This window comes from Rhodococcus sp. IC4_135 (genome assembly GCF_011602025.1).
Taxonomy (GTDB): Bacteria; Actinomycetota; Actinomycetes; order Mycobacteriales; family Mycobacteriaceae; genus Rhodococcus_F; species Rhodococcus_F baikonurensis.
Window position 1 is genome coordinate 52,045 of sequence record NZ_JAAOLG010000023.1, and the last position, 26,035, is coordinate 78,079.

The 26,035-nt window shown below is 63.2% G+C and carries 24 protein-coding genes; 23 read left to right on the plus strand and 1 reads right to left on the minus strand.

Translation table 11 applies throughout. The annotated features are described in order from the left end of the window. Window positions 1-216: 216 nt before the first annotated feature. The 22 genes from argS (at window position 217) to G8767_RS27805 (ending at window position 23,539) form a co-directional block, all read left to right on the plus strand. A complete protein-coding gene (gene argS / locus G8767_RS27700; protein WP_003941360.1) occupies window positions 217-1,869 on the plus strand; it encodes an arginine--tRNA ligase in 1,653 nt (550 codons plus the stop codon). Then, complete coding sequence (gene lysA, locus G8767_RS27705) at window positions 1,866-3,287, plus strand: diaminopimelate decarboxylase (RefSeq protein WP_124569471.1); 1,422 nt, start codon at window positions 1,866-1,868, stop codon at window positions 3,285-3,287. The genes argS and lysA overlap by 4 nt, the downstream gene beginning before the upstream one ends. Continuing rightward, a complete protein-coding gene (locus tag G8767_RS27710; protein WP_007726192.1) occupies window positions 3,284-4,597 on the plus strand; it encodes a homoserine dehydrogenase in 1,314 nt (437 codons plus the stop codon). The genes lysA and G8767_RS27710 overlap by 4 nt, the downstream gene beginning before the upstream one ends. Next, a complete protein-coding gene (gene thrC / locus G8767_RS27715) occupies window positions 4,594-5,676 on the plus strand; it encodes a threonine synthase (protein WP_003941280.1) in 1,083 nt (360 codons plus the stop codon). Before G8767_RS27710 ends, thrC begins: the two co-directional genes overlap by 4 nt. Before the next feature lie 44 nt (window positions 5,677-5,720). Then, the gene (thrB, locus tag G8767_RS27720; RefSeq protein WP_166812985.1) at window positions 5,721-6,665 is read left to right on the plus strand and encodes a homoserine kinase; all 945 of its coding nucleotides are present in this window, start codon (window positions 5,721-5,723) and stop codon (window positions 6,663-6,665) included. Between the two features lie 503 nt (window positions 6,666-7,168). Continuing rightward, window positions 7,169-9,298, plus strand: coding sequence for a transcription termination factor Rho (gene rho / locus G8767_RS27725; RefSeq protein WP_095971606.1), 2,130 nt, complete (start codon window positions 7,169-7,171; stop codon window positions 9,296-9,298). Window positions 9,299-9,524: 226 nt separating this feature from the next. Next, complete coding sequence (gene rpmE, locus G8767_RS27730) at window positions 9,525-9,761, plus strand: 50S ribosomal protein L31 (RefSeq protein ID WP_003941310.1); 237 nt, start codon at window positions 9,525-9,527, stop codon at window positions 9,759-9,761. Window positions 9,762-9,907: 146 nt separating this feature from the next. Next, window positions 9,908-10,987, plus strand: coding sequence for a peptide chain release factor 1 (gene prfA / locus G8767_RS27735; protein ID WP_166812987.1), 1,080 nt, complete (start codon window positions 9,908-9,910; stop codon window positions 10,985-10,987). A 77-nt stretch (window positions 10,988-11,064) separates the two neighbouring features. After that, on the plus strand, window positions 11,065-11,997 hold the full coding sequence (gene prmC, locus G8767_RS27740; protein WP_095971607.1) for a peptide chain release factor N(5)-glutamine methyltransferase: 933 nt from the start codon (window positions 11,065-11,067) through the stop codon (window positions 11,995-11,997). Beyond that, window positions 11,994-12,656: an L-threonylcarbamoyladenylate synthase gene (locus tag G8767_RS27745; protein WP_166812989.1), complete on the plus strand. Its 663-nt coding sequence runs from the start codon at window positions 11,994-11,996 to the stop codon at window positions 12,654-12,656. The genes prmC and G8767_RS27745 overlap by 4 nt, the downstream gene beginning before the upstream one ends. Window positions 12,657-12,658: 2 nt before the next feature. Continuing rightward, window positions 12,659-13,984 carry a serine hydroxymethyltransferase gene (glyA, locus tag G8767_RS27750; protein WP_166812991.1) on the plus strand — a complete coding sequence of 442 codons (1,326 nt, stop codon included), beginning with the start codon at window positions 12,659-12,661 and terminating at the stop codon, window positions 13,982-13,984. After that, complete coding sequence (locus tag G8767_RS27755) at window positions 13,981-15,168, plus strand: MraY family glycosyltransferase (RefSeq protein WP_083954689.1); 1,188 nt, start codon at window positions 13,981-13,983, stop codon at window positions 15,166-15,168. Before glyA ends, G8767_RS27755 begins: the two co-directional genes overlap by 4 nt. Before the next feature lie 92 nt (window positions 15,169-15,260). Continuing rightward, entirely contained in the window at window positions 15,261-15,671 is a 411-nt protein-coding gene (locus tag G8767_RS27760) for a hypothetical protein (protein WP_020970050.1), read from the plus strand. A gap of 280 nt (window positions 15,672-15,951) precedes the next feature. Then, window positions 15,952-16,779 (plus strand): F0F1 ATP synthase subunit A, encoded by an 828-nt coding sequence (gene atpB, locus G8767_RS27765; RefSeq protein WP_166812993.1) that lies wholly within the window; start codon window positions 15,952-15,954, stop codon window positions 16,777-16,779. A gap of 82 nt (window positions 16,780-16,861) precedes the next feature. Next, complete coding sequence (locus G8767_RS27770) at window positions 16,862-17,104, plus strand: ATP synthase F0 subunit C (RefSeq protein ID WP_003941327.1); 243 nt, start codon at window positions 16,862-16,864, stop codon at window positions 17,102-17,104. Between the two features lie 7 nt (window positions 17,105-17,111). Continuing rightward, window positions 17,112-17,669: a F0F1 ATP synthase subunit B gene (locus G8767_RS27775; RefSeq protein WP_019749173.1), complete on the plus strand. Its 558-nt coding sequence runs from the start codon at window positions 17,112-17,114 to the stop codon at window positions 17,667-17,669. Between the two features lie 5 nt (window positions 17,670-17,674). Continuing rightward, window positions 17,675-18,499, plus strand: coding sequence for a F0F1 ATP synthase subunit delta (locus tag G8767_RS27780; RefSeq protein ID WP_003941304.1), 825 nt, complete (start codon window positions 17,675-17,677; stop codon window positions 18,497-18,499). A 62-nt stretch (window positions 18,500-18,561) separates the two neighbouring features. Further along, on the plus strand, window positions 18,562-20,205 hold the full coding sequence (gene atpA, locus G8767_RS27785) for a F0F1 ATP synthase subunit alpha (RefSeq protein WP_007726218.1): 1,644 nt from the start codon (window positions 18,562-18,564) through the stop codon (window positions 20,203-20,205). 48 nt (window positions 20,206-20,253) lie between these two features. Further along, window positions 20,254-21,237 (plus strand): F0F1 ATP synthase subunit gamma, encoded by a 984-nt coding sequence (locus tag G8767_RS27790; RefSeq protein WP_003941320.1) that lies wholly within the window; start codon window positions 20,254-20,256, stop codon window positions 21,235-21,237. A gap of 3 nt (window positions 21,238-21,240) precedes the next feature. Continuing rightward, the gene (atpD, locus tag G8767_RS27795) at window positions 21,241-22,692 is read left to right on the plus strand and encodes a F0F1 ATP synthase subunit beta (protein WP_003941349.1); all 1,452 of its coding nucleotides are present in this window, start codon (window positions 21,241-21,243) and stop codon (window positions 22,690-22,692) included. Window positions 22,693-22,698: 6 nt separating this feature from the next. Then, window positions 22,699-23,067, plus strand: a complete 369-nt coding sequence (locus G8767_RS27800) for a F0F1 ATP synthase subunit epsilon (protein WP_003941287.1) — start codon at window positions 22,699-22,701, stop codon at window positions 23,065-23,067. A gap of 49 nt (window positions 23,068-23,116) precedes the next feature. Next, window positions 23,117-23,539, plus strand: a complete 423-nt coding sequence (locus tag G8767_RS27805; protein ID WP_166812995.1) for a DUF2550 domain-containing protein — start codon at window positions 23,117-23,119, stop codon at window positions 23,537-23,539. A 10-nt stretch (window positions 23,540-23,549) separates the two neighbouring features. On the opposite strand, the gene G8767_RS27810 is transcribed toward G8767_RS27805, so the two are convergent. Next, a complete protein-coding gene (locus G8767_RS27810) occupies window positions 23,550-24,122 on the minus strand; it encodes a cob(I)yrinic acid a,c-diamide adenosyltransferase (RefSeq protein WP_166812997.1) in 573 nt (190 codons plus the stop codon). A gap of 54 nt (window positions 24,123-24,176) precedes the next feature. Here G8767_RS27810 and murA point away from each other — a divergent pair, with 54 nt between their 5' ends. Next, a complete protein-coding gene (gene murA / locus G8767_RS27815) occupies window positions 24,177-25,436 on the plus strand; it encodes a UDP-N-acetylglucosamine 1-carboxyvinyltransferase (protein ID WP_095971611.1) in 1,260 nt (419 codons plus the stop codon). Window positions 25,437-26,035: the final 599 nt, after the last annotated feature.

Here is a 26,035-nt window from a genome sequence, read left to right on the forward strand (position 1 = left end):
CGATTGGGCTCTTTCGGTGTGTGGGCTTGAGGTGTAGCGCGCCCGCGCATGAAGGTACGCGGTGGTAGCTCGGGCATTACCACTGTACTTTCCGAGTCTGAGGGCAAACTTTGAGAGTGGCGTGCGACACGCCACAGCGGCCTCGGACAGGTTCACGGAGAGTGAGGCGTGAGGCGAGTCTCCACTTCCGGTGTGCAGGCAATAGGATGAATACCTGTGACTCCAGCTGACCTTGCCGAACTGCTCCGCGGAACCGCAGCGAGCGTCCTTGCCGATCGTGGCCTCGACGTATCCGTGCTACCCGAAACCCTCACCGTCGAGCGACCACGCAACCCCGAGCACGGCGATTACGCCACCAACATTGCCATGCAGGTAGCCAAGAAGGTCGGCACGAATCCCCGCGAGCTGGCGGGCTGGATCGCCGAAGCCCTCACCGCTGCCGACGGAATCGAATCCGCCGAGATCGCCGGACCCGGCTTCCTCAACATCCGCTTGGACAAGGACGCCCAGGGCGCGATCGTCGTGTCGGTACTCGAAGCCGGTGCGTCGTACGGCTCGGGTGATTCCCTCGCCGGCAAGAAGATCAACCTCGAATTCGTCTCGGCCAACCCGACCGGCCCCATTCACCTCGGTGGAACCCGTTGGGCCGCAGTCGGAGACGCGCTCGGACGCATTCTGTCCGCGCAGGGCGGACTGGTCACCCGTGAGTACTACTTCAACGACCACGGTGCCCAGATCGACCGCTTCTCGCGTTCGCTGATCGCTGCGGCGAAGGGTGAACCCGCTCCCGAAGACGGCTACGCCGGTGCGTACATCGCCGACATCGCCGCCTCGGTTCTGAAGCAGCGTCCCGACGTCATGGACCTGCCCGCCGACGAGCAGCAGGAAACCTTCCGCGCCATCGGCGTCGAATTGATGTTCACGCACATCAAGCAGACACTCCACGACTTCGGCGTCGACTTCGACGTCTACTTCCACGAGAACTCGCTCTTCGAATCCGGTGCGGTCGAGAAGGCCGTCGAATCCCTCAAGGGTTCGGGCAACCTCTTCCACGAAGACGGTGCGTGGTGGCTCAAGAGCACCGACTACGGCGACGACAAGGACCGCGTCGTCATCAAGAGCGACGGCAACGCCGCCTACATCGCCGGTGACATCGCCTACTTCCAGAACAAGCGTGCCCGCGGGTTCGACCTCTGTATCTACATGCTCGGCGCCGACCATCACGGATACATCGGCCGTCTCAAGGCTGCCGCTGCCGCGTTCGGCGACGATCCGGACACCGTCGAGGTGCTGATCGGCCAGATGGTCAACCTCGTCAAGGACGGCACTGCCGTCAAGATGAGCAAGCGCGCAGGCACCGTCATCACCCTCGACGACCTGGTCGAGGCAATCGGCGTCGACGCCTCGCGCTACGTGATGATCCGCTCGTCGGTCGACTCGAGCATCGACATCGACCTCGACCTGTGGACCAAGACCAGCAGCGAGAACCCCGTCTACTACGTCCAGTACGCGCACGCACGTCTCTCGGCGATCGCTCGCAACGCCGCAGACCTCGGCCTGTCCGCCGACGCGAGCAACCTCGCCCTGCTCACTGTCGAGCAGGAGGGTGACCTCATCCGCACGATCGGCGAGTACCCACGCGTCGTGTCGAGCGCAGCGAATCTGCGTGAGCCGCACCGTATTGCCCGCTATCTCGAAGAGCTCGCGGGTGCGTACCACCGCTTCTACGGCGCGTGCCGCATCCTTCCGCAAGGCGACGAAGACGCCACCGACGTGCACCGCGCGCGTCTGGCTCTCTGCGCCGCCACCCGACAGGTCCTGGCCAACGGCCTCGAACTGCTCGGCGTCACCGCACCGGAGCAAATGTGAACGCGCACCCCGCCGGCCCCAAGCATGCCGAGCAGTTGCAGGCCCCCGGCTTGCCCGACCGTCCGACCAGCCCCGAAGCCTTCGGTGAACTCTCGCCGCAGGTGTGGCCGCGCAACGCTTCTCGCGGCGACGACGGTGAAGTGACCCTTGCCGGTGTCAAGGTCAGTGAACTTGCCGAGAAGTACGGCACCCCGCTGTTCGTCATCGACGAGGACGACTTCCGCTCGCGCTGCCGTGACATGGCCCGTGCCTTCGGTCCGGATGCCAAGGTGCACTACGCATCCAAGGCGTTCCTCTGCGGCGAGATCGCACGTTGGGTCGCCGACGAAGGTCTTTCGCTCGACGTCTGCTCCGGCGGCGAACTTGCGATTGCGTTGCATGCCGATTTCCCGGCTGAGCGAATTGCGATGCACGGCAACAACAAGTCGGTCGCCGAACTGGCCGCCGGTGTCGCCGCGGGTGTCGGGCACGTCGTGCTCGACTCGGCGATCGAGATCGACCGACTCGATCGTGTCGCCGGTGAGGCCGGTGTCGTTCAGGACGTGTTGATCCGCCTGACCGTCGGCGTCGAAGCGCATACCCACGAATTCATCTCCACCGCACACGAGGACCAGAAGTTCGGTTTCTCGCTGGCCGGCGGAGCGGCAATCGACGCGGTCCGCCGCGTCTTCGCTGCCGACAACTTGCGACTGGTCGGCCTGCACAGCCACATCGGTTCGCAGATCTTCGACGTCGACGGTTTCGAGGTGGCAGCGCACCGCGTGATCGGTTTGCTCCGCGACGTCGTCACCGAGTTCGGAGTCGAGAAGACCAAGCAGATTTCGATCATCGACCTCGGCGGCGGCATGGGGATCTCGTACATCCCGTCCGACGACCCGCCGCCCGTCGACGAACTGGCAGCAAAGCTCGGTCACATCGTGCGCAACGAGTCCGCCCTGGCCGGATTGCCGGAGCCGACGCTTGCCGTCGAACCCGGCCGCGCCATCGCCGGACCTGGCACGGTGACGCTCTACGAGGTCGGCACCATCAAGGACGTCACGGTGGGTAGCGCGCTGACACGCCGCTACATCAGCGTCGACGGCGGGATGAGCGACAACATCCGCACGTCCCTCTACGGTGCGGAGTACGAAGCCAAGTTGGTTTCGCGAACTTCCGAGGCTGATCCCGTCGTTGCACGTATCGTCGGTAAGCACTGCGAGTCCGGTGACGTGGTCATTCGGGACACCTGGATGCCCGAGGACGTCGGGCCCGGTGATTTACTAGCGGTAGCAGCGACCGGTGCATACTGCTATTCGATGTCGAGCAGGTACAACCTGCTCACCCGCCCAGCCGTGGTGGCGGTGCGTGACGGAGTCTCACGCGTGATTCTGCGGAGGGAAACAGTGGAAGATCTGCTCAGCTTGGAGGTATCGCAGTGACGAGCGAATCGGCGCATCGCGCTATCGGTGTGGCCGTTCTCGGCCTCGGCAACGTCGGGAGCGAGGTCGTCCGGATCATTCGTGAGCAGGCCGAGGAACTCGAAGCTCGCGTCGGTGCCCCGTTGGAACTGCGGGGAGTTGCCGTTCGCCGTATCGGCTCGGACCGCGGAATTCCCGAGGAACTGCAGACGACGGACGCCGAGTCCCTGGTCGGTCGTGACGACGTCGACATCGTGGTCGAGGTGATCGGCGGAATCGAACTCCCTCGCAAGCTGATTCTCTCCTCCCTCAACTCCGGCAAGTCGGTCGTGACCGCCAACAAGGCGCTGCTCGCGGACCACACCGGTGAGTTGGCGGAGGCTGCAGAGGCCAATTCTGTCGACCTGTACTTCGAGGCCGCTGTTGCCGGTGCGATCCCCGTGATCCGCCCGCTCACGCAGTCCCTGGCCGGAGACCGCGTCAACAAGGTCGCCGGAATCGTGAACGGCACCACCAACTTCATCCTCTCCGCGATGGACGAGACCGGGGCCGACTACGAGGAGACCCTCGCCGAGGCCGGACGCCTCGGATACGCGGAAGCAGATCCGACCGCCGACGTCGAAGGCTACGACGCCGCGGCAAAGGCTGCGATCCTCGCGTCGATCGCGTTCCACACCCGCGTCACTGCCGCGGACGTGTACCGCGAAGGAATCTCCACGATCACCTCCGCCGACCTGGCGTCGGCGAAGGCACTCGACTGCACCATCAAGTTGCTCTCGATCTGCGAGCGCATCGTCACGCCCAAGGGCAAGGAGCGGATTTCCGCTCGCGTGTACCCGGCGCTGGTTCCGCTCAGCCACCCGCTCGCTTCGGTCAACGGCGCATTCAACGCCGTTGTCGTGGAAGCAGAGAACGCCGGCCGGCTCATGTTCTACGGCCAGGGCGCAGGCGGCGCCCCCACCGCGTCCGCGGTCATGGGTGACCTGGTGATGGCGGCGCGTAACAAGGTTCACGGCGGTCGCGGCCCCCGCGAGTCCAAGTACGCCAAGCTCAAGGTCGCTCCGATGGGCGACATCCTCACGCGCTACTACGTGAACATGGAGGTCGCGGACAAGGAAGGCGTGCTGTCCGCAGTCGCCGCCGAGTTCGCCAAGCACGGCGTGAGCATCTCCGTCGTCCGCCAGGAGGGCGCCGGCGCCGGCGCGCGTCTGGTGGTCGTCACTCATGTAGCAACCGACGCGGCTCTGTCCGAGACCGTGGCGGCCCTCAACGAACTCGAATTCGTCACCGCTGTGACCAGCGTGCTGCGACTGGAAGGCACTGAACAATGACCGGCATCGTCAACCCCGTCCACAAGGCATGGCCGGGTCTCATCGAGGCATACCGGGACCGTCTCGCGATCGGTGACAACTGGAAGACCGTCACCCTGCGCGAGGGCGGCACCCCGCTCCTGCCGGCCGGCCACCTCTCCGAGATCACCGGTTGCGACGTCTACCTCAAGGTCGAGGGCCTCAACCCCACTGGTTCCTTCAAGGACCGCGGCATGACGATGGCCGTCACCGACGCCTTGGCTCGCGGCCAGCGCGCAGTTCTGTGCGCGTCCACCGGCAACACCTCCGCCTCGGCCGCTGCGTATGCAGCCAAGGCCGGCATGACCTGCGCCGTGCTCATCCCGCAGGGCAAGATCGCCATGGGCAAGCTCGCGCAGGCAGTCATGCACGGCGCCAAGATCATTCAGGTGCAGGGCAACTTCGACGACTGCCTGGAGCTGGCACGTAAGACCACGGCCGAATTCCCCACCATCGGTCTGGTCAACTCGGTCAACCCGGTGCGCATCGAAGGTCAGAAGACCGCGGCATTCGAGATCATGGACGTCCTCGGCAAGGCTCCCGACGTACACGCTCTCCCGGTCGGAAATGCCGGAAACATCACCGCGTACTGGCGCGGGTACTCCGAGTACTACGCAGACGGCCTGACCACGGTCAAGCCCCGCATGCTCGGAGTCCAGGCTGCCGGAGCGGCGCCGTTGGTCAATGGCGCACCCGTCAAGGATCCCGAAACCATCGCCACCGCAATCCGAATCGGTTCCCCCGCTTCCTGGAACGGCGCAGTCGCGGCGAAGGAAGAGTCCAACGGTGCATTCCGTGCCGCCACCGACGAGAAGATCCTCGAGGCGTACCGACTGATCGCCGCTACCGAGGGCGTCTTCGTCGAACCGGCATCGGCCGCCAGCGTCGCGGGCCTGCTCGCCGCACGTGCAGAGGGCTGGCTCGAGCCTGGCCTGACCGTCGTGTGCACGGTGACCGGTAACGGCCTCAAGGATCCTGACACCGCATTGAAGGGGATGCCGAACGTCGAGCCCATCGGTGTCGATCCCGTTGCCGTCGCGGCTGCCCTCGAGCTTGCATAGTGTCCGTGGATTCATCGACCACTCCGCGGAATCCGGTGTCTGACATGACTATAACCCTGCCTATCGGCCTTTCGGTGACTGCTCGCGTCCCGGCCTCGAGTGCAAACTTGGGGCCGGGGTTCGACACCCTCGGTCTGGCGTTGGGGTTGTACGACGAAATCGTGGTCACCACAACGGATTCGGGTCTGCAGATTCGCGTCGAAGGCGAAGGTGCTGCCGACGTGCCTTGGGGTCCTTCGCATCTCGTGGTTCGCGCCATCGAGCGTGGCCTCGAAGCTGCGGGAGTGTGGGCAAGTGGCCTGGACGTGTTGTGCCGCAACGCGATCCCGCATTCGCGCGGGTTGGGTTCCTCGGCTTCCGCGGCCGTCGGTGGACTGGCAGCGGCCAACGGTCTGGCGCGCGCGCTCGATGCCGAGATCGGTTTGACGCAAGAGCAGTTGGTTCAACTCTCGTCCGAGTTCGAAGGTCACCCGGACAATGCGTCCGCCAGTGTTCTCGGTGGCGCAGTCGTCTCGTGGAGTTGCCCGCCGGCCGTCGAAGGAGACGAGCCGATCTACTCTGCGGCGAAACTCGACGTGCATCCCGACATCCGTGCCGTGGCACTGGTTCCCGAGGAGCGCTCGTCCACCGCGCACACCCGCGGGCTTCTGCCCGAATTGGTTCCGCACCAGGATGCGTCGTTCAACGCGAGCCGTAGCGCCCTGGCCGTCGTCGCGCTCACCGCGCGCCCGGATCTGCTGATGGCAGCCACCGAAGATCGTCTGCATCAGGCGCAACGCGCGCCCGCTCTGCCGCTCACGACTCGGTGGATCGGCATTCTGCGTCAGGCGGGTATCGCCGCGACCGTTTCCGGCGCCGGCCCCACCGTGTTGGCGCTCAGCACAGAGCCTTTCCCCGTCGAACTCGCCGAAGCTGCGCGGGCCGACGGGCTCCGTGTACTCGATTTGGATATCGCCGACGGTGTGGAAGTAGTCACGACGACCGTCTGATCCCTGCCTTGGTCCTGGTGATTGCCCGCTACCGATCGGTAGTGAACTGACACACCCAGTCGTCCAAATTCTTGCCGGACTCAGGTTTGGGCGCTATCCTGGGCTATGTCCGTACATCGTGCGCGTCAGTCGCCGGTGCATCACCAGGGGGCAAAACTCCTTCCCAATCGGGGTCCACAGTCCTTGGCATGATTCTCGCAGGCATGATCCTCGCGCTTGTACCTTCTCCGAAGGTTTGAATCCTCCGCGGATCGAACACTCAGAGGTTCCATGACTCTGGGGTTCAGCACACGGGGGAGTGAATCGTCGACGAAGGCGCGTTGGGCAGGTTTGCGAGCGCATGAAAAGTTTGAGGCGAGAGTTTCCGACAATCATGTGACGGCGGACAAGCCGGCAGTTCTGGACAGCAACCACGTACGGCACCACCGAGTTCGGTATTCAATCGAACTGCGGGACGAACCCTCGACTTTGCGCAGTGCGAGTGAGGGAAGGAAAGGACCTCCGTGACCGATACGGACCTCATCGCCACTTCTGCACCCGCCGGGTCGGAATCAGGCGACAATTCTCAGGCGTCATCTTCAGCATCGAACGGTGCGGTGGCGACCTCCACGAAGCGTGCCGAAACGCGCCGTGGTGCCGGACTCTCCGGCATGGTGCTCACCGAACTCCGCACTCTTGCGGGTGAACTGGGCATCAAAGGCACTTCCGGCATGCGCAAGGGTGACCTGATCGCAGCCATCAAGGAGCGTCAGGGCGGCAGCGCAAAGGCTGCACCCGCACAGAGTGAACTCACTCTCGACGACGCACCCGTTGCGCGCACTCGTGCCAAGAGCACTCGCGCCGCACGAACCGAAACCCCCGCAGCCGAAACAGCTCCGGCGGCCGAATCGGCTCCTGCCGAGGCCGCGCCGGCACGTACCGAATCCGCCGAGGACGCCGATCAGGCTGCACCCCGTCGTGGACGTCAGCGTCGCGGCGCCGCACGTCGAGCAGGTTCACCCGACCAGGGTGAACTGAGCATCGAGCAGGACACTCCTTCGGCAAAGTCCGACTCGGACACCTCGAAGGCCGCCGAGTCTGCGAAGACAGAGGCTCCGGCCGAGCGTTCTTCAGGCGCCGAGGGCAAGTCGGACGCTGAGCAGGCTCCTGCCGAGCAGGGCAACGAGCGTCCCCGCCGCGAGCGAAACCGCGACAACCAGGGCCAGCGAGACAACCAGGGCCAGCGGGACAACCAGAGCCAGCGGGACAACCAGGGCAACCGGGGCAACCAGGATCGCCAGGACCGTCAGGACCGTGGCAATCAGAACAACGCCGGCCAGAACAATGCCGGTCCGCGCACGGACAACCGCAACAACGGACCGGACGACGACGAAGAGGGTGGACGTGGACGCCGCGGACGCCGTTTCCGCGAGCGCCGTGGCCGTGGTCGCGACCGCGGTGAGGGTGGCGCACCCAACGATTCGCGTGAGACCGAAATCCGCGAGGACGACGTCCTTCAGCCGGTTGCCGGCATCCTCGACGTCCTCGACAATTACGCCTTCGTGCGTACGTCCGGGTACCTCGCCGGTCCCAACGACGTCTACGTCTCCATGAACCTGATCCGCAAGAACGGCCTTCGCCGTGGCGACGCCATCACCGGTGCCGTCCGGGTCTCGCGTGACGGTGAACAGGGCAGCCAGCGTCAGAAGTTCAACCCGCTGGTCCGCATCGACACGGTCAACGGCGGCGACGTCGAGGCCGCGAAGAAGCGCCCCGAGTTCAACAAGCTCACGCCGCTGTACCCGAACCAGCGTCTGCGCCTCGAGACCGAGCAACACATTCTCACCACGCGTGTCATCGACCTGGTGATGCCCATCGGTAAGGGCCAGCGCGCCCTCATCGTGAGCCCGCCCAAGGCGGGTAAGACCAGCGTGTTGCAGGCGATCGCGAATGCTGTCGCCACCAACAATCCTGAGTGCTACCTGATGGTCATCCTCGTGGACGAGCGTCCCGAGGAAGTGACCGACATGCAGCGCAGCGTGAAGGGCGAGGTCATTTCCTCCACCTTCGACCGCCCGCCGGGAGATCACACCGCAGTTGCCGAGCTGGCAATCGAGCGTGCGAAGCGCCTGGTCGAGATGGGTAAGGACGTCGTCGTACTGCTCGACTCCATCACGCGTCTGGGTCGTGCGTACAACAACTCCTCGCCGGCGTCCGGACGCATCCTCTCCGGTGGTGTCGACTCGACAGCGCTGTACCCGCCGAAGCGTTTCCTCGGTGCTGCCCGCAACATCGAGAACGGTGGATCGCTCACCATCATCGCTACCGCAATGGTCGAGACCGGATCCACCGGCGACACCGTGATCTTCGAAGAGTTCAAGGGCACCGGCAACGCCGAGCTCAAGCTCGATCGCAAGATCGCCGAACGCCGCGTGTTCCCGGCCGTGGACGTCAACCCGTCCAGTACGCGTAAGGACGAGCTGCTCCTGAGCCCGGACGAGGCTGCGGTGCTGCACAAGCTCCGCCGCGTCCTGTCCGGTCTGGACTCGCATCAGGCCATCGATCTGCTGATCGATCGACTGAAGAAGAGCAAGAACAACCTCGAGTTCCTGATGCAGGTCTCCAAGACCGCACCGGGTGCGATCGACGACTGATCGACTCGACGTCAAAAGGCCCACAACCAGCTGGTTGTGGGCCTTTTGCATGGGCGGAACAAAACCGAAGGGCAGTGCGTTGACAACTTCGTACAGCCACCCCGAGGCGTGCGAGACGCGGATTATCCGGTGAGGTACCGCATCTGGCATACTGAACGGCCGAGTCCGGTTCCGGTTCACGATGTCGATTGGCGACGTCGACCCGGCGACCATTGAAAGGGACACCATGAAGGCAGGAATCCACCCAACTTACGTAGCGACCACCGTCGTCTGCGGTTGCGGTAACACGTTCGAGACCCACAGCACCAAGGAGTCCGGACGCATCAACGTCGAGGTTTGCTCGCAGTGCCACCCGTTCTACACGGGCAAGCAGAAGATTCTCGACACCGGTGGACGCGTCGCTCGCTTCGAGGCTCGCTACGGCAAGCGCGCAGACAGCAAGGTCCCGGCCACCGAGTCCTAGCTGTTCCGCCGACGCCCGATCTGCCATGCGCAGATCGGGCGTCGGCTTTTTTGTGCCTGCACTCGGTTTGCGCGTTTCCCGGGTCCCGGCGTCGAAACACCTTCAAGCGCGCACCGTAGGAATCGAAACTCAGAGCGGAGCGAACCATGGCAGGCGCAACCCAGCCCTCGGCCATCGACGACATCTTGGCGGAGCACGCCGGTCTCGAAGCACAGATGTCCGATCCGGCGCTGCACAACGACCCTGCCGCTGCCAGGCGCGTCGGTAAGCGGTTCTCCGAGCTCTCGCCGATCATGTCGACGTACAACAAGCTCACGGCTGCGCAGGACGATCTGGAAGCCGCGCGCGAACTCGCTGTCGACGATTCCAGCTTCGCCGCCGAGATCCCCGATCTCGAAGCCGAGGTCGCGCAGCTCGAGCAGACGCTGACCGATCAGTTGGCGCCGCGTGATCCGCATGACGGCGACGACATCGTCCTTGAAGTGAAGTCCGGTGAGGGCGGCGAAGAATCCGCGCTCTTCGCCTCGGACCTGGCCCGCATGTACGTCCGCTACGCGGAACGGCACGGCTGGCGCGTCGAGATCCTCGACGCGACGGTTTCCGATCTCGGCGGATACAAGGAAGCAACGCTGTCGATCAAGAGCAAGTCCGATACTCCGGACGGCGTGTGGGCGCGGCTCAAGTTCGAGGGCGGTGTTCACCGCGTCCAGCGAGTGCCCGTCACCGAATCCCAGGGACGCGTTCACACTTCGGCCGCCGGCGTTCTGGTCTACCCGGAGCCGGAAGAGGTCGAGCAGGTCCAGATCGACGAGAGTGACCTGCGCATCGACGTCTACCGTTCGTCCGGCAAGGGTGGTCAGGGCGTCAACACGACCGACTCTGCTGTCCGAATCACGCACCTTCCGACCGGCATCGTCGTCACCTGCCAGAACGAGCGTTCGCAGCTGCAGAACAAGGCGCGCGCCATGCAGGTCCTTGCCGCCCGCTTGCAGGTAGTCGCCGAGGAAGCCGCGGACGCAGAAGCGTCGGCAGGTCGCCAGAGTCAGGTCCGGACGGTAGACCGTTCGGAGCGCATCCGCACCTACAACTTCCCGGAGAACCGCATCACCGATCACCGCATCGGGTTCAAGTCGCACAACCTCGACGCGGTGCTCGACGGTGAGCTCGACGCACTTCTCGACGCATTGGGTAAGGCGGACCGAGAGGCGCGTCTCGCGGCCGAGTAGATGCAGACGATGACTGACCTCCATACTGCTGGGAACTCGGTGAACCGCGTGTCGGTCGAGCGTGGCAGGCTGTACCCGTGAGTCGACTTCCACTTCGTTTGGCGCTGATCGAAGCTGCAAAACAGCTCGACGCCGCAGGTGTGCCCAGCCCACGCACCGACGCCGAGTTGTTGGCATCCCACCTGCTCGGCGTCGAACGCACGCGTCTCGGGCTGATTCCGTTGGTCGATCCCGAGGTCATCGCGGCGTTCGACGAGTTGGTTGCCCAACGCGTGAAGCGGATTCCTTTGCAGCACATCATCGGAGTCGCATCGATGGGCAACATCGACGTCGCCGTCGGTCCGGGTGTCTTCATTCCGCGGCCCGAAACCGAATTGCTCATGGGTTGGGCGCTCTCGTTCCTCGAAGGTTGCGGAAGCAAGCCGCCGGTAGTGCTGGACCTGTGCACGGGATCGGGTGTACTCGCGCTGTCCATCGCCGAGGCCCGTCCCGACGCCGTCGTTCACGCCGTGGAGAAGGAACCCGCCGCGCTGGCGTGGGCGCGTCGTAATGCCGCCGACCGCGAGGCCGCCGGTGATACACCGATCCATCTGCATCAGGGCGACGTCACCGATCGGAACTTGTTGCCGGGGCTCGAGGGCGGCGTCGATCTTGTCGTCTCCAATCCGCCGTACATCCCCGAAGGCGCGCAATTGCAGCCTGAGGTCATGGACTACGACCCACACACCGCGCTGTTCGGCGGTGCCGACGGTCTGTCCGTCATCAAACCGATGATCAGCAACATCGCGCGGTGGCTTCGCATCGGCGGCGCGGCGGGCATCGAGCACGACGACACCAACGGCGACGGCGTCGCTGCGCTGTTCTCGGCGCGCCGGGTATTCGGCGAGGTCGCGCAGCATCCCGATCTTGCCGGTCGTCCGCGATTCGTCGTCGCCAGACGTGTCGCCACCGACGTCGAAGCCCAGCGGAATCGAACGCCCGAAGTGCAGAGTGAAAGGATGGCTGAGTGAGCACCGTGTACGACTGCAGTCAGACAGATTCCCGAACCGCAGGCTTGGCCGCCGCGAAGAACGCGCTCAAGGCCGGCCGACTCGTAGTTCTCCCCACCGACACCCTGTACGGACTCGCCGCCGACGCGTTCGACAGCGAAGCTGTCACGAGTTTGTTGCGCGCCAAGGGACGCGGGCGAGACATGCCCGTCCCGGTACTGGTCGGATCGTGGAACACCATCGACGGGCTCGTCTACAGCGTGCGCCCGCAGGCACGGGATTTGATCCGCGCGTTCTGGCCCGGCGGACTGAGCTTGGTCGTCGAGCAGGCGCCGTCACTTGCCTGGGACCTCGGCGATACCCGCGGAACCGTCATGCTCCGTATGCCCCTGCACCCGGTTGCTCTTGAATTGTTGCGCGATGTCGGACCGCTTGCCGTCTCGAGCGCCAACATTTCGGGGCGTCCGCCGGCGACTACCGTCGAGGAAGCTCGAGATCAGCTCGGCGGATCTGCCAGCGTGTATCTCGACGGGGGCAAGGCCGAACACGCCGTTGCTTCCACGATCGTCGACCTGACCGGCAATTCACCGCGTATCTTGCGAGTGGGTGCCGTCTCGGCAGAATCCATCGCCGAGGTATTGGGCACCAGTTCGGAAAGCCTTGTAGAGGGAGTTTCGTAACGATGGTCGGCGCCGGCGGCGAGCGCGCGGGGGAATCCACGTACTGGGGACCGGATTTCGGTGAGCTTGCCACGGCAGACCCCGAGATCGCGGCTATTGCGCTGGCCGAACTCGAGCGTCAGCGCGGCGGACTTCAACTCATCGCGAGCGAGAACTTCACCAGCCCCGCCGTACTGGCCGCCTTGGGTTCGACCCTGAGCAACAAGTACGCCGAGGGCTATCCGGGTCGGCGTTATTACGGCGGGTGCGAGTACGTCGACGCAGCCGAGAATCTGGCGATCGACCGGGCGAAAGCACTGTTCGGCGCTGAGCACGTCAACGTCCAACCGCATTCGGGAGCCACTGCAAATCTCGCGGTGTACGCCGCATTCGCCAAGCCCGGCGACACCGTGCTGGCGATGAGTCTGCCGCACGGTGGGCATCTGACTCACGGGTCTCGGGTCAGCTTTTCGGGGCAGTGGTTCACCACCGTTCCCTATCACGTCGATTCGGCCACCGAATTGATCGACTACGACGAGGTTCGCACCCTGGCTCTGGCGCACAAGCCGAAAATCATCGTCGCCGGCGCGACGGCATACTCCCGCACCATCGACTTCGCAGCCTTCCGCTCGATCGCTGACGAGGTCGGTGCGATCCTGTGGGTCGACGCCGCCCACTTCATCGGACTCGTCGCAGGCCGAGCGATACCGTCGTGTGTTCCGTATGCCGACGTGGTCTCCGCGACGACGCACAAGGTCCTCAGAGGCCCGCGCGGCGGAATGATCTTGTGCCGCAGCGAGCACGCCTCGGCTGTCGATCGCGCGGTGTTCCCCTTCATTCAAGGCGGTCCGATGATGCATGCGATCGCCGCGAAGGCGGTTGCCTTCAAAGAAGCATCGACGCCGGAATATCGTTGGTATGCACAGGAAGTGGTTGCCAATGCGTCGGCGCTCGCGCAGTCGTTGGAAGCTCGCGGCCTGCGTACTGTGTCCGGTGGAACCGACACGCATCTGGCACTTCTCGACTTGCGCGCAAGCGGGGTCACCGGAGTCGACGCCGAGCGTAGGTGCGGACTGGCTTCGATCACGCTCAACAAGAATGCGATTCCGTTCGATCCGCAGTCGCCGGCCGTCACGTCCGGAATCCGCGTCGGATCCGCGGCTGTGACGACGCAGGGATTCAACCGTGCCGACATGAGCGTCGTGGGGGAGTTGATTGCGCATGCAGTCGTCGCGGATCCCGCCACCACGTCCGGGGAGGCCGAGTTGGCATCAGTTGCCGACGGCGTTCGCGAATTGGTCCGGGCAAAGCCCGCCTACCCCCGCCAGACGGGTGATCTCGCGCAGTGATCACTTCCTACGAGGCGACCACATATCTGGCACAAGGTGGCGGGGGAGCGGGTGTTCCCATCCGTGAACTGTTGCTCGTGCTGTGTACGGCTGCGGTGGTGACCTACCTTGCGACCGGAGCAGTCCGGTTGTTGGCGCTGCGGTTCGGCGCCGTTGCGATTCCGCGTGATCGGGACGTTCACGTCGAGCCGATTCCGCGCCTCGGTGGCGTCGGAATGTACATCGGAATGGCTGTCGGCCTGCTGTTTGCGCAGCAATTACCCGCGCTCACAAGAGGTTTCGGCTTCGGTAGTCCGGACGTACACGCTGCGCTCGTTGCGGGAGCCGTCATCGTCCTCGTGGGTGTGATCGACGACAGATGGGGTCTCGACGCGCTCACCAAGTTCGTGGGTCAGGTGACTGCTGCCGGAGTTCTCGTGGTGATGGGCGTCAGTTGGTTCATCATCTACAACCCGTTCGGCGGTGACGGTGGGTCCACCATCATCCTCGATCAGATTCAATCGGGACTGTTCACGGTGGCTGTTGCCGTCGCGACCATCAACGCCATGAATTTCGTCGACGGTCTCGACGGATTGGCCGCCGGTTTGGGGCTGATCGCGGCCCTGGCAATCCTCATCTTCTCGATCGGTCTGCTCCACGACCAGGGCGGTGACGCCAGCGTCTACCCGCCCGCGATGATCGCCGCGGCGTTGGCAGGTGCTTGTCTCGGATTTCTTCCGCACAACTTCAATCCGGCACGCATCTTCATGGGCGACTCCGGTTCGATGTTGATCGGTCTGATGCTGGCTGCGATCTCCACCAGCGCATCCGGTCGTATTCCACTGGCCGCCTACGGAACCCGCGACCTCGTCGGCCTTCTCGCGCCGTTGTTGCTGGTCGGAGCTGTGATGTTCATCCCGATGCTGGACATGCTCCTGGCCGTGATCCGCCGAACGAAAGCGGGCGTGAGTCCGTTCAGTCCGGACAAGATGCACCTGCACCACCGGCTCTTGCAGATCGGGCACACGCATCGACGAGTCGTGCTGGTCATCTACCTGTGGGTCAGCGTTCTGGCTTTCGGTGCCGTCGGATCCTCACTGCTCAATCGTCAGCTGGTTGTCGTACTCGTCGCGGCCGGTTTGGTCCTTGCGTTGTTCTTCACCGCCGTGCCGTCTTTGATCGATCGCAAGCAGCAGCGGCGCTAGCCACGTTTCCCGATCCATTACCCTTGGGCATCGTGACGAACACGCCGCAGCCTGTACCTGCCTCGCAACCCATCCCTGATTCGACCGCCGCGATGAAGTCGGCCGTGAAGTGGGGTGTGATGGGGCTGATCGCGCTGGCCGTGGTCGGCGCGCTCCTGGGCGGGCTGTTCGCCGGCAAGGAAGGCGTCTACGGCGCTTTGATCGGCGCAGCCGTCGGCGGCGGGTTCATCCTGTTCACCGCGCTGGGCGTGCTGCTCACGGCAAAGCTGCCCGCGCTCACGGCCGGTGCAGTTCTGCTCGGCACGTGGCTGCTCAAGATGATTCTCGCGATGGTGGTTCTCTTCGTCCTCTCGGACATGGATTTCTACAACAAGACCGCCCTCGTCCTGGTCATCATCATGTCGCTGGTCGTGGTGCTCGGAGCGGAGACGTACGGCGTTCTCGGAACCAAAACTCCGTACGTCGATCCCACTCCCAGCAGCAACGTCGACGACGACGAGTAGTACTACAAGAGGTAACTAATCGGACTTCCAGGTACCCCATCTACACAATGTCGTAGATGACTTGATAAGGTTCGGTTCAAGCGAGAGCAATGGTGGGCCGAGTAACACTCAGCCGACGATGCCATGTGCTCGCAGGTGGTCGAAATTCTGACCACTGAGTCGACGAGAGTCGCCGACACCGACAGACGCCAGGTCCCTCAAGGGTTCTCCAGCTGCTGACGAATGCGCGAGTCGAACTTGTCGACTTGTAGATCGTCAATGTCCGATCGAACCGCAGTCAATGATGGCTGCGGACCGACTACGGGAGAGAACGCTGAGCGTCACCACCCTGGCCGCGGATGAATTCCATGCGCCGTCACTAGACGATTTTTTCCCGCCCTCCGTGTTGATTCACGCGGGCCCCTTCGAGCTCGACCGTCTGATGCTGATTCGTCTGCTGATGTCGGTGCTGGTCGCAGCCTTCTTCGTGATCGCGATGCGCAGCCCTCGATTGGTTCCCCGTGGGATGCAGAACGCCGCTGAGCTTGCGCTCGACTTCGTTCGGATCAACATCGCCGAGGAGATCCTGGGCAAGGAACAGGGCAAGCGCTTCCTGCCGGTCGTCACGACGATCTTCTTCATCGTGGTCGCCAGCAACCTGGCCAGCATCATTCCTTTCCTGAACATCTCGCCGAACGCACGAATCGGTATGCCCCTGGTCCTCGCGGCGCTCGCCTACATCGTGTTCAACTACGTCGGAATCAAGAAGTACGGCTTCTTCAAGTACGTCAAGAGCAGCATCGTCGTTCCCGGCGTCCCGCTGCCCCTGCACTTCTTGTTGGTGCCCATCGAGTTCATCTCGACCTTCATCCTGCGCCCGTTCACGCTGATGGTTCGTCTCATGGCCAACATGTTGGCCGGCCACATCCTGCTGGTGCTGTTCTTCAGCGCGACGAACTACTTCTTCTTCGTGTCCGGCGGATTCCAGGCGATCTTCGGCGTTCCGTCGATCATCGCCGGTATCGCATTCACGTTCTTCGAGCTGCTGGTCATCTTCCTGCAGGCTTACGTGTTCGCGTTGCTGACCGCGGTGTACATCGAACTGGCGCTCCACGCCGACGAGCACTGACCTTTACCTCCTCACCAGCTACACCAAGAACTGAGCCTCTTGCCGAATCCGGCAGAGGTCAACAGAAAGGGAATGGAACACCATGAGCATCGCTTACCTCGCTCAGGAAGTTGTCGAGACCAAGTCGCGCGGCTACGGAGCCATCGGCTACGGCCTCGCAGCAATCGGCCCCGGCATCGGCGTGGGCATCGTTGTGGGCAAGGCAATCGAAGGCATGGTCCGCCAGCCCGAGATGGCCGGCCAGGTTCGTACCACCATGTTCCTCGGTATTGCATTCACCGAGGCCCTCGCATTGATCGGCCTTGTCGCCGGTTTCATTTTCTAAGACCGACATGGGAGCCACCTTCGCAGTGCTCGCGGCAACAGAGGAGACACACAATCCTCTCTTGCCCGAGACATACGACATCGTGTGGTCCGCGGTTGCGCTCGTCGTAGTCGGTTTCGTCTTCTGGAAGCTCGTTCTTCCGAAGTTCCAGAAGGTCTTGGCCGAACGCACCGAGCAGATCGAGGGCGGCATCAAGAAGGCCGAAGACGCACAGGCAGAGGCAGCGGCCGCGCTCGAGCAGTACCGCGCGCAGCTCGCCGAAGCTCGTACCGAGGCAGCGCAGATCCGTGAGGAAGCGCGTACCCAGGGTCAGCAGATCATCGCTGACATGAAGGTTCAGGCGCAGGACGAGAGCGACCGCATCGTGGCCGCAGGCCACAGCCAGCTCGTCGCCCAGCGTCAGCAGATCGTCGCTGAGCTCCGCTCGGATCTCGGCAAGACCGCTGTAGACCTGGCCGAGAAGGTCATCGGGGAGTCCCTCGCCGACGACGTGAAGCGCGCCGGAACGGTTGATCGTTTCCTCAACGAGCTCGACACCGTCAGCGCTGATTCAGCCAGGAAGTGAGCAATATGTACGCAGCGAGCCGTGAAGCCTTGGCGCAGACTCGTTCTGCGCTGAGCAGTGCCCTGGGCGCCGTCTCTGCAGGAGCCGCAACTGCTGCTTCTGCTCAGGCTGGGTCCGAGCTCTTCTCGGTGGTCGAGGTACTCGACGGCCAGCGCGCTCTTCGCAGCGCGCTGGCTGACGCTTCGGCACCGGCCGCTGGTCGCCAGGCTTTGGCAGAGCAGTTGTTCTCCGGAAAGGTCGGCGCCGAGGCGCTCGCCACCGTGAAGGCAGCTGCAGGCCAGGACTGGTCTGCGGCCCGCGACTTGGTCAACTCGCTCGAATTGCTCGGACGCGAAGCTCTGCTCCGCGCCGCAGCCGATCAGAGCCAGTTGGACACCGTTGAGGACGAGCTCTTCCGTCTCGGTCGCATCGTGGCAGGGGACCCCAGCCTGGAGCAGACGCTCTCGGATCTGTCGGTTCCCGCAGCCCGCAAGCGTGAGTTCCTCTCTCGCTTGCTCTACGGCAAGGTCACCGCGGTCACCGAGGCACTCGCCGGACAGGCCGTCGGCCGGTTGAAGTCTGCACCCGCAGACACTTTCGATCAGCTGTCGAATCTTGCCGCAGCGCAGCGCGATACCACCGTTGCTCACGTTCGCAGCGCCTCGGCGTTGAGCTCGGAGCAGTCGGATCGCTTGGCCAGCACTCTTACCCGCACCTACGGGAAGCCGGTAGCAGTACACGTCGAGGTCGATCCAGAACTCCTCAGCGGCTTGGTCGTCCGGGTGGGCGACGAGGTTATCGACGGCAGCGCAGCGGGTCGACTCGCAGCACTGCGGAAGAACCTCAAGTAGTCCTTCAGCCGAACACATACTCCAGATCTTTTCGAAGACCAGACACCGAGAGCAGGAAAAACATGGCGGAGCTGACGATCTCCTCCGACGAGATCCGTAGCGCGATCGACAACTACACCGCGAGCTACTCCCCGGAGGCCTCCCGTGAGGAGGTCGGCACAGTGACCGACACCAGTGACGGCATTGCGCACGTCTCTGGCCTGCCTTCGGCTATGTCCAACGAGCTGTTGGAGTTCCCCGGTGGAATCGTCGGCGTCGCGCTCAACCTGGATGCCACCGAAATCGGTGCCGTCATCCTTGGCGATTACCAGAACATTCAAGAAGGCCAGGAAGTTAAGCGCACGGGCGACGTTCTGTCGGTTCCCGTCGGCGATGCTTTCCTCGGCCGCGTCATCGACCCGCTGGGTGCGCCCATCGACGGTCTCGGCGAGATCGAGAGCACCGAGAACCGTGCACTCGAGCTCCAGGCCGCTTCGGTGCTCGAGCGCCAGCCGGTCGAAGAGCCGCTCCAGACCGGTATCAAGGCTATCGACGCCATGACCCCGATCGGCCGCGGCCAGCGCCAGCTCATCATCGGCGACCGCAAGACCGGCAAGACCGCGGTCTGCATCGACGCCATCCTGAACCAGAAGGCCAACTGGGATTCCGGCGATGTCAACAAGCAGGTGCGCTGCATCTACGTTGCCATCGGTCAGAAGGGTTCCACCATCGCGGGCGTCAAGGCTGCCCTCGAGGAGAAGGGCGCGATGGAGTACACCACCATCGTTGCTGCTCCGGCATCTGATTCCGCAGGCTTCAAGTGGCTCGCACCGTACACCGGCTCGGCCATCGGCCAGCACTGGATGTACCAGGGCAAGCACGTTCTGGTCGTGTTCGACGACCTGACCAAGCAGGCAGAGGCGTACCGCGCCATCTCACTGCTGCTGCGTCGTCCGCCGGGACGCGAGGCTTACCCCGGTGACGTCTTCTACTTGCACTCCCGTCTGCTGGAGCGCTCGGCGAAGCTGTCCGACGCACTCGGCGGTGGCTCGCTGACGGCTCTGCCGATCATCGAGACCAAGGCGAACGACGTCTCGGCTTACATCCCGACCAACGTCATCTCCATCACCGACGGTCAGGTGTTCCTCGAGTCCGACCTGTTCAACAAGGGCGTTCGCCCCGCGATCAACGTCGGTATCTCGGTCTCCCGCGTCGGTGGCGCTGCACAGACAAAGGGCATGAAGAAGGTTTCCGGTTCGCTGCGTCTGGAACTGGCTCAGTTCCGTGAGCTCGAAGCGTTCTCCGCCTTCGCATCCGACCTCGACGCTGCCTCCAAGGCTCAGCTCGAGCGCGGTGCCCGTCTGGTCGAGCTGCTCAAGCAGGATCAGTACAGCCCGATCCCCGTCGAGGACCAGATCGTCTCGATCTACCTGGCCGGCGAAGGCATCTTCGACAGCGTTCCGATCGGCGACGTCCGTCGCTTCGAGAAGGAACTGCTCGAAGACCTCAAGCACTCGGCTGCTGGCGTCTACTCCAGCATCAACGGCGGTAAGGCACTCGATGCCGACAACGCTGCTGAGCTGATCGCTGCAACGAACAAGTTCAAGGAAGGCTTCATCGCATCCGACGGAAGCCGGGTCGTGAACGAGGCCGAGGCTGACGCTTTGGGCGCCGACGAGGTCGCGAACGAGCAGATCAACGTCAAGCGCAAGACCGTCAGCAAGTGACGTACGCGCCCATGACACTGCGAATTCCGAAGGGAGAGTGATTGATCGATGGCGAGCATTCTCGAATTGCGGTCTCGTATCAAGTCGGTCAACTCGACCAAGAAGATCACCAAGGCACAGGAACTGATCGCGACTTCGCGTATCACCAAGGCTCAGATTCGCGTCGCCGCGTCCAAGCCGTATGCCGAGGAGATCACGAAGGTACTCACCGAATTGGCGAGTGCGTCTGCTTCGCTCGATCACCCGTTGCTCAACGAGCGTCCGGAGCCCAAGCGGGCTGCGGTGCTCGTTGTCACCAGTGACCGCGGCATGTGTGGTGGCTACAACTCCAACGTCCTCAAGCAGGCAGAAGAGCTCATGGCTCTCCTCCGCAGCGAGGGCAAGGAGCCGGTCGTCTACGTGCTCGGTTCCAAGGGACTCGGCTACTACACGTTCCGCGGCCGCGACATCGGTGCTGCGTGGACGGGCTTCTCGCAGGATCCGGGATACTCGGATGCAGCGAAGGCCAGCCGCCACCTGGTGGAGCTGTTCATGGCTGGTTCGGGTAACCAGGTTGCCGCTCCGAACGGTGAAGGCACGATCGAGGGCGTCGACGAACTCCATATCGTCTACACCCGCTTCGTGTCGATGCTGACGCAGACTCCCGAGGTTCGCCGTATGGCTCCTCTCGAGGTCTTCGTGTCGGAAGAGCGCATCGAACTCGGTGACGACATGCTGACCAACGGCCACGACGACGACCATGACAATGGACCCGTCGCGGACTTCAGCTTCGAGCCCGAGCCCGAGAAGCTTCTCGGTGCTCTTCTCCCGAAGTACGTCAGCACTCGTATCTTCTCGTCGCTTCTCGATGCTGCGGCATCGGAGTCGGCAGCCCGTCGTACCGCCATGAAGGCCGCGACGGACAACGCAAACGAACTGGTGAACACGTTGAGCCGTCAGGCCAACCAGGCTCGCCAGGCCCAGATCACCCAGGAAATCAGCGAGATCGTCGGCGGCGCCAACGCGCTCGCCTCGAGCGCAGGAAGTGACTAGCACATGACCGCAGCAGTAACCGAAAACAACGGGGCAGGTTCGGCTTCGGCCGTAGCCGGCCGCGTCGTGCGGGTCATCGGTCCCGTCGTGGACGTTGAATTCCCGCGTGGCGCTGTTCCTGAACTGTTCAACGCCCTGAACGCCGAGATCACGCTTCCCTCGGTCGCCAAGACGCTGACGCTCGAGGTTGCACAGCACCTCGGTGACAACCTGGTCCGCACCGTCTCCATGCAGCCCACCGACGGCCTCGTCCGCGGCACTGCAGTGACCGACTCGGGCAAGCCGATCTCGGTTCCCGTCGGTGACGTCGTCAAGGGCCACGTGTTCAACGCACTGGGCGATTGCCTCGACACCCCGGGCCTCGGCCGCGACGGCGAGCAGTGGGGCATCCACCGCAAGCCACCAGCCTTCGATCAGCTCGAAGGTAAGACCGAGATCCTCGAGACCGGCATCAAGGTCATCGACCTCCTCACCCCGTACGTCAAGGGTGGAAAGATCGGCCTGTTCGGTGGCGCCGGCGTCGGCAAGACCGTTCTGATCCAGGAAATGATCACGCGTATCGCTCGCGAGTTCTCGGGCACCTCGGTGTTCGCAGGCGTCGGTGAGCGTACCCGTGAGGGCACCGACCTCCACCTGGAAATGGAAGAGATGGGCGTCCTCCAGGACACCGCCCTTGTCTTCGGCCAGATGGACGAGCCGCCCGGAACGCGTATGCGCGTCGCCCTGTCCGCACTGACGATGGCGGAGTACTTCCGCGACGTTCAGGGCCAGGACGTTCTGCTGTTCATCGACAACATCTTCCGCTTCACGCAGGCAGGCTCCGAGGTTTCCACCCTCCTCGGCCGTATGCCTTCGGCAGTGGGCTACCAGCCCACGCTGGCGGACGAGATGGGTGAACTCCAGGAGCGCATCACCTCGACCCGCGGTCGCTCGATCACCTCGCTGCAGGCTATTTACGTGCCCGCCGACGACTACACCGACCCCGCGCCGGCTACGACGTTCGCGCACCTCGATGCCACCACCGAGCTCTCGCGCCCGATTTCGCAGATGGGTATCTACCCCGCTGTGGATCCGCTGAGCTCGACCTCCCGCATCCTGGAACCCGGCATCGTCGGTGCCGAGCACTTCCGCGTCGCCAACGAGGTCAAGCGCATTCTGCAGAAGTACAAGGAACTGCAGGACATCATCGCCATCCTCGGTATGGACGAGCTTCAGGAAGAGGACAAGGTCCTCGTCGGCCGCGCCCGTCGTATCCAGAAGTTCCTCGGCCAGAACTTCATCGTCGCCGAGAAGTTCACCGGTGAGCCCGGCTCCGTCGTGCCGCTCCGCGACACGATCGAAGCCTTCGACCGCGTCTGCAAGGGCGAGTTCGATCACCTGCCCGAGCAGGCATTCAACAGCTGCGGTGGACTCGACGACGTCGAGGCTGCAGCCAAGAAGATGGCCGGGAAGTAGTCCACGATGGCTGAGATGACCGTAGAACTCGTTGCCGTCGAGCAGCGCTTGTGGTCTGGTTCGGCGACGCTGGTCAGCGCTCAGACCACCGAGGGTGAAATCGGCATCATGCCTGGGCATGAGCCGGTCCTCGGTCAGCTGATCGAGGGCGGAACCGTGTCGATCACCTCGGTCGACGGCGAGCGTATCGTTGCTGCAGTACACGGAGGGTTCCTCTCCGTCACTGCGACGACGGTGACGATCCTTGCCGAGTCCGCGGACATGGCACAGGACATCGACGTCGAGGCAGCCAAGGCTGTCTTGGCCGAGAACTCGGGCGACCTCGAAGCGATTGCGGTCGCCAAGGGTCAGCTCCGGGCCGTCGAGCGCGCGTAAGTTACTCGAGTAAAGCCGCGACGGGAGCCGACGAACAGTGACATTCGGAATGACTGTGTTGATCATTCTGGTTGTGCTGCTCGCGGTTCTCGTCGCGGCTTTTCTGTATCGTCTGCTCGTTCTACGTCGCGGCGGTACTGCTGCACTGCTTCGTGTTCTGCCATCCCCGGGGGACAGCGGGTGGCGGCACGGGATCATTCGCTACGGCGAAAGCACATTCGTCTTTTTCAAACTGTCGAGTCTGCGGCCAGGCCCGGACTCCAGGATTGATCGCCAAGGTGTCGAGGTCGAGAGCCGTCGCTCTCCCTCGGGTACCGAATTCGACATCATGAGCGACGACATCGTCGTGGTCAAGGTCAACGACGGATCGTCGGCCTACGAAATCGCCTTGGACAGTGGAGCATTGACAGCGTTCCTGTCCTGGGTCGAATCGCGGCCGGACGGGCGCGCCCGTAGGCGTCGCACCGCCTGACCGGTCCCGATCAAGCCCCGGCGCCGGGCTTCCAGAGCACATCGCCTTCCGGGTTTGCCACTCTTCCCATGATGAAGAGCAGATCCGACAATCTGTTGAGGTATTTCGCGGGGAGGACGCTCGTGTCTTCCGGGTTCGCATCGATCGCGGACCACGCCGCACGCTCCGCACGCCGCGAGACGGTTCGTGCTACGTGAAGCAGGGCACCCAAGGCAGTTCCGCCCGGCAGAATGAACGAATTCAACGGTGCCAGTTGCTCATTGAGCTCATCGCACCATCCTTCGAGTCGATCGATGTAGGCCTGCGTCACTCGCAGCGGCGGGTACTTCGGGTTCTCGACCGCGGGGGTGGACAAGTCGGCACCTGCGTCGAAAAGGTCGTTCTGGATCTGTCGCAGCATCACGAGCAGATTCGGTGGGGGAGTACCGAGGGCAACGGCCACACCGATCGCCGCGTTGGTCTCGTCGCAATCCGCATAGGCGACCAGACGCGGATCGTTCTTGGACACGCGGGAAAAATCGCTGAGGCCCGTGGTCCCGTCGTCGCCGGTCCGGGTGTAGATCTTCGTCAGGTGAACAGACATAGGGCTACGGTACCGGCGCGGTGCCGACGAGGTTGTGGCTCTAGGCTGTGAACCGTGAGTGAGCACTTTCTTGTGACCGGGGGTAACCGCCTCGAAGGTGAAGTACTGGTGGGAGGGGCCAAGAACAGTGTGCTGAAGCTGATGGCCGCGGCGCTGTTGGCCGAAGGCACCACTGTCGTGACCAACTGCCCGGACATTCTCGACGTACCCCTGATGGCGGACGTTCTGCGAGGTCTGGGCTGCGAAGTCGAACTCGAAGATTCCGAAGTGCGGATCACGACGCCGGCCGAGCCGAAGTATCACGCTGACTTCGATGCGGTGAAACAGTTCCGCGCCTCGGTGTGTGTGCTCGGTCCGCTGGTCGCGCGTTGTCGACGCGCTGTTGTCGCACTTCCTGGTGGCGATGCGATCGGCTCGAGACCACTCGACATGCACCAATCCGGACTCCGACTGTTGGGTGCGCGTAGCGAAATCGAACACGGTTGTGTCGTTGCCGAGGCAGATGACCTACACGGAGCGAACATTCGCCTGGTCTTCCCGTCGGTGGGTGCAACCGAGAACATCTTGATGGCGGCTGTGCTCGCCCGTGGCGAAACGGTGATCGACAACGCTGCACGTGAGCCCGAGATCGTGGATCTGTGCAACATGCTCAACGAGATGGGCGCCAAGGTATCGGGCGGCGGAAGTTCGACGCTCACCATTCAAGGCGTCCGCAAGTTGGAACCGACTACCCACCGTGTCATCGGCGATCGGATCGTTGCTGCGACATGGGGTGTCGCTGCATCCATGACCAGGGGTGACGTCCGTGTTCGCGGGGTGAACCACAAGCATCTCGGACTGGTCCTCGACAAGCTTCGGACAGCCGGCGCTGAGGTGACGCCCGAGGTCGACGGCTTCCGTGTCATCCAGCGCGAACGACCCAAAGCGGTCAATTTCGCAACATTGCCGTACCCCGGATTCCCGACCGACCTGCAGCCGATGGCAATCGGTCTGGCCGCGGTTGCGGAGGGCACGTCGATGATCACCGAGAACGTCTTCGAATCGCGTTTCCGATTTGTCGAGGAAATGATCCGACTCGGAGCCGACGCTCGTACTGACGGTCACCATGCTGTGATCCGCGGAGTTCCAGTGCTGTCGAGTGCACCGGTGTGGTCCTCGGATATTCGAGCCGGCGCCGGGCTCGTGCTTGCTGGGTTGGTCGCGGACGGAACGACCGAAGTTCACGACATCTTCCACATCGACCGCGGGTACCCGCGATTTGTCGAGAATCTCCGTGGACTCGGGGGAGTGATCGAGCGAGTGGGCACCGAATAAGCTCGGTGCTCGGCGTCACACTCGCGTCCTATAGCCGGTGGTGAAATGACAAAACTGTCTGACCTGGCGTTGGCTGACGAAATCGGTGTGGTGACCAGGCGATTTGTGAATTGATTGAAGGTTCGCGTAACTTATTCCAAGTCAGAGCGACACGGACACCGACTCCCGCCTTCACGGCGAGTGACACGAGGTTGTACGAAGTGCCTGACCAAATTTCGAAGTAGTTTCCATCGTGTATGGTTGTGCTTCACCTCCAGTTCTTCCCCGAATATTCGGCGGTTTGCGCCGATGATCATGATGGGATAGGCTGGAAAAGTTGCCCCGGAGCGGCGGCCATAGGGTCGTGGTGATGGTGTGCGCGTGTTCTTTGAGAACTCAACAGTGTGTCGATGAATGTCAGTGCCAAAATTATTTTGGTACTTCACATGTCGGATGATGTTCCGGGCCTTCGGGTTTCGGTTCTGATGTTCGGGGTGTGAGTATTTTTCGTCGGTGATTGTTCATTCTTCCGTCTGAATGGTTGCCGACACATTTTTTGCTAGTTGAGTTTTTTTGCTAGTGATTTGACTCTTTTTGTCTATGACTGATTAGCAGTTTCG

Coding starts and splice junctions, on each gene's coding strand:
- G8767_RS27805 (WP_166812995.1), top strand. CDS start 23,117: ATGACTGTGTTGATCATTCTGGTTGTGCTGCTCGCGGTTCTCGTCGCG.
- G8767_RS27790 (WP_003941320.1), top strand. CDS start 20,254: ATGGCGAGCATTCTCGAATTGCGGTCTCGTATCAAGTCGGTCAACTCG.
- G8767_RS27780 (WP_003941304.1), top strand. CDS start 17,675: ATGTACGCAGCGAGCCGTGAAGCCTTGGCGCAGACTCGTTCTGCGCTG.
- rpmE (WP_003941310.1), top strand. CDS start 9,525: ATGAAGGCAGGAATCCACCCAACTTACGTAGCGACCACCGTCGTCTGC.
- G8767_RS27775 (WP_019749173.1), top strand. CDS start 17,112: ATGGGAGCCACCTTCGCAGTGCTCGCGGCAACAGAGGAGACACACAAT.
- G8767_RS27770 (WP_003941327.1), top strand. CDS start 16,862: ATGAGCATCGCTTACCTCGCTCAGGAAGTTGTCGAGACCAAGTCGCGC.
- G8767_RS27800 (WP_003941287.1), top strand. CDS start 22,699: ATGGCTGAGATGACCGTAGAACTCGTTGCCGTCGAGCAGCGCTTGTGG.
- atpB (WP_166812993.1), top strand. CDS start 15,952: ATGATGGCTGCGGACCGACTACGGGAGAGAACGCTGAGCGTCACCACC.
- G8767_RS27810 (WP_166812997.1), bottom strand. CDS start 24,122: ATGTCTGTTCACCTGACGAAGATCTACACCCGGACCGGCGACGACGGG.
- atpA (WP_007726218.1), top strand. CDS start 18,562: ATGGCGGAGCTGACGATCTCCTCCGACGAGATCCGTAGCGCGATCGAC.
- glyA (WP_166812991.1), top strand. CDS start 12,659: ATGGTCGGCGCCGGCGGCGAGCGCGCGGGGGAATCCACGTACTGGGGA.
- thrB (WP_166812985.1), top strand. CDS start 5,721: ATGACTATAACCCTGCCTATCGGCCTTTCGGTGACTGCTCGCGTCCCG.
- atpD (WP_003941349.1), top strand. CDS start 21,241: ATGACCGCAGCAGTAACCGAAAACAACGGGGCAGGTTCGGCTTCGGCC.
- thrC (WP_003941280.1), top strand. CDS start 4,594: ATGACCGGCATCGTCAACCCCGTCCACAAGGCATGGCCGGGTCTCATC.
- G8767_RS27760 (WP_020970050.1), top strand. CDS start 15,261: ATGAAGTCGGCCGTGAAGTGGGGTGTGATGGGGCTGATCGCGCTGGCC.
- prfA (WP_166812987.1), top strand. CDS start 9,908: ATGGCAGGCGCAACCCAGCCCTCGGCCATCGACGACATCTTGGCGGAG.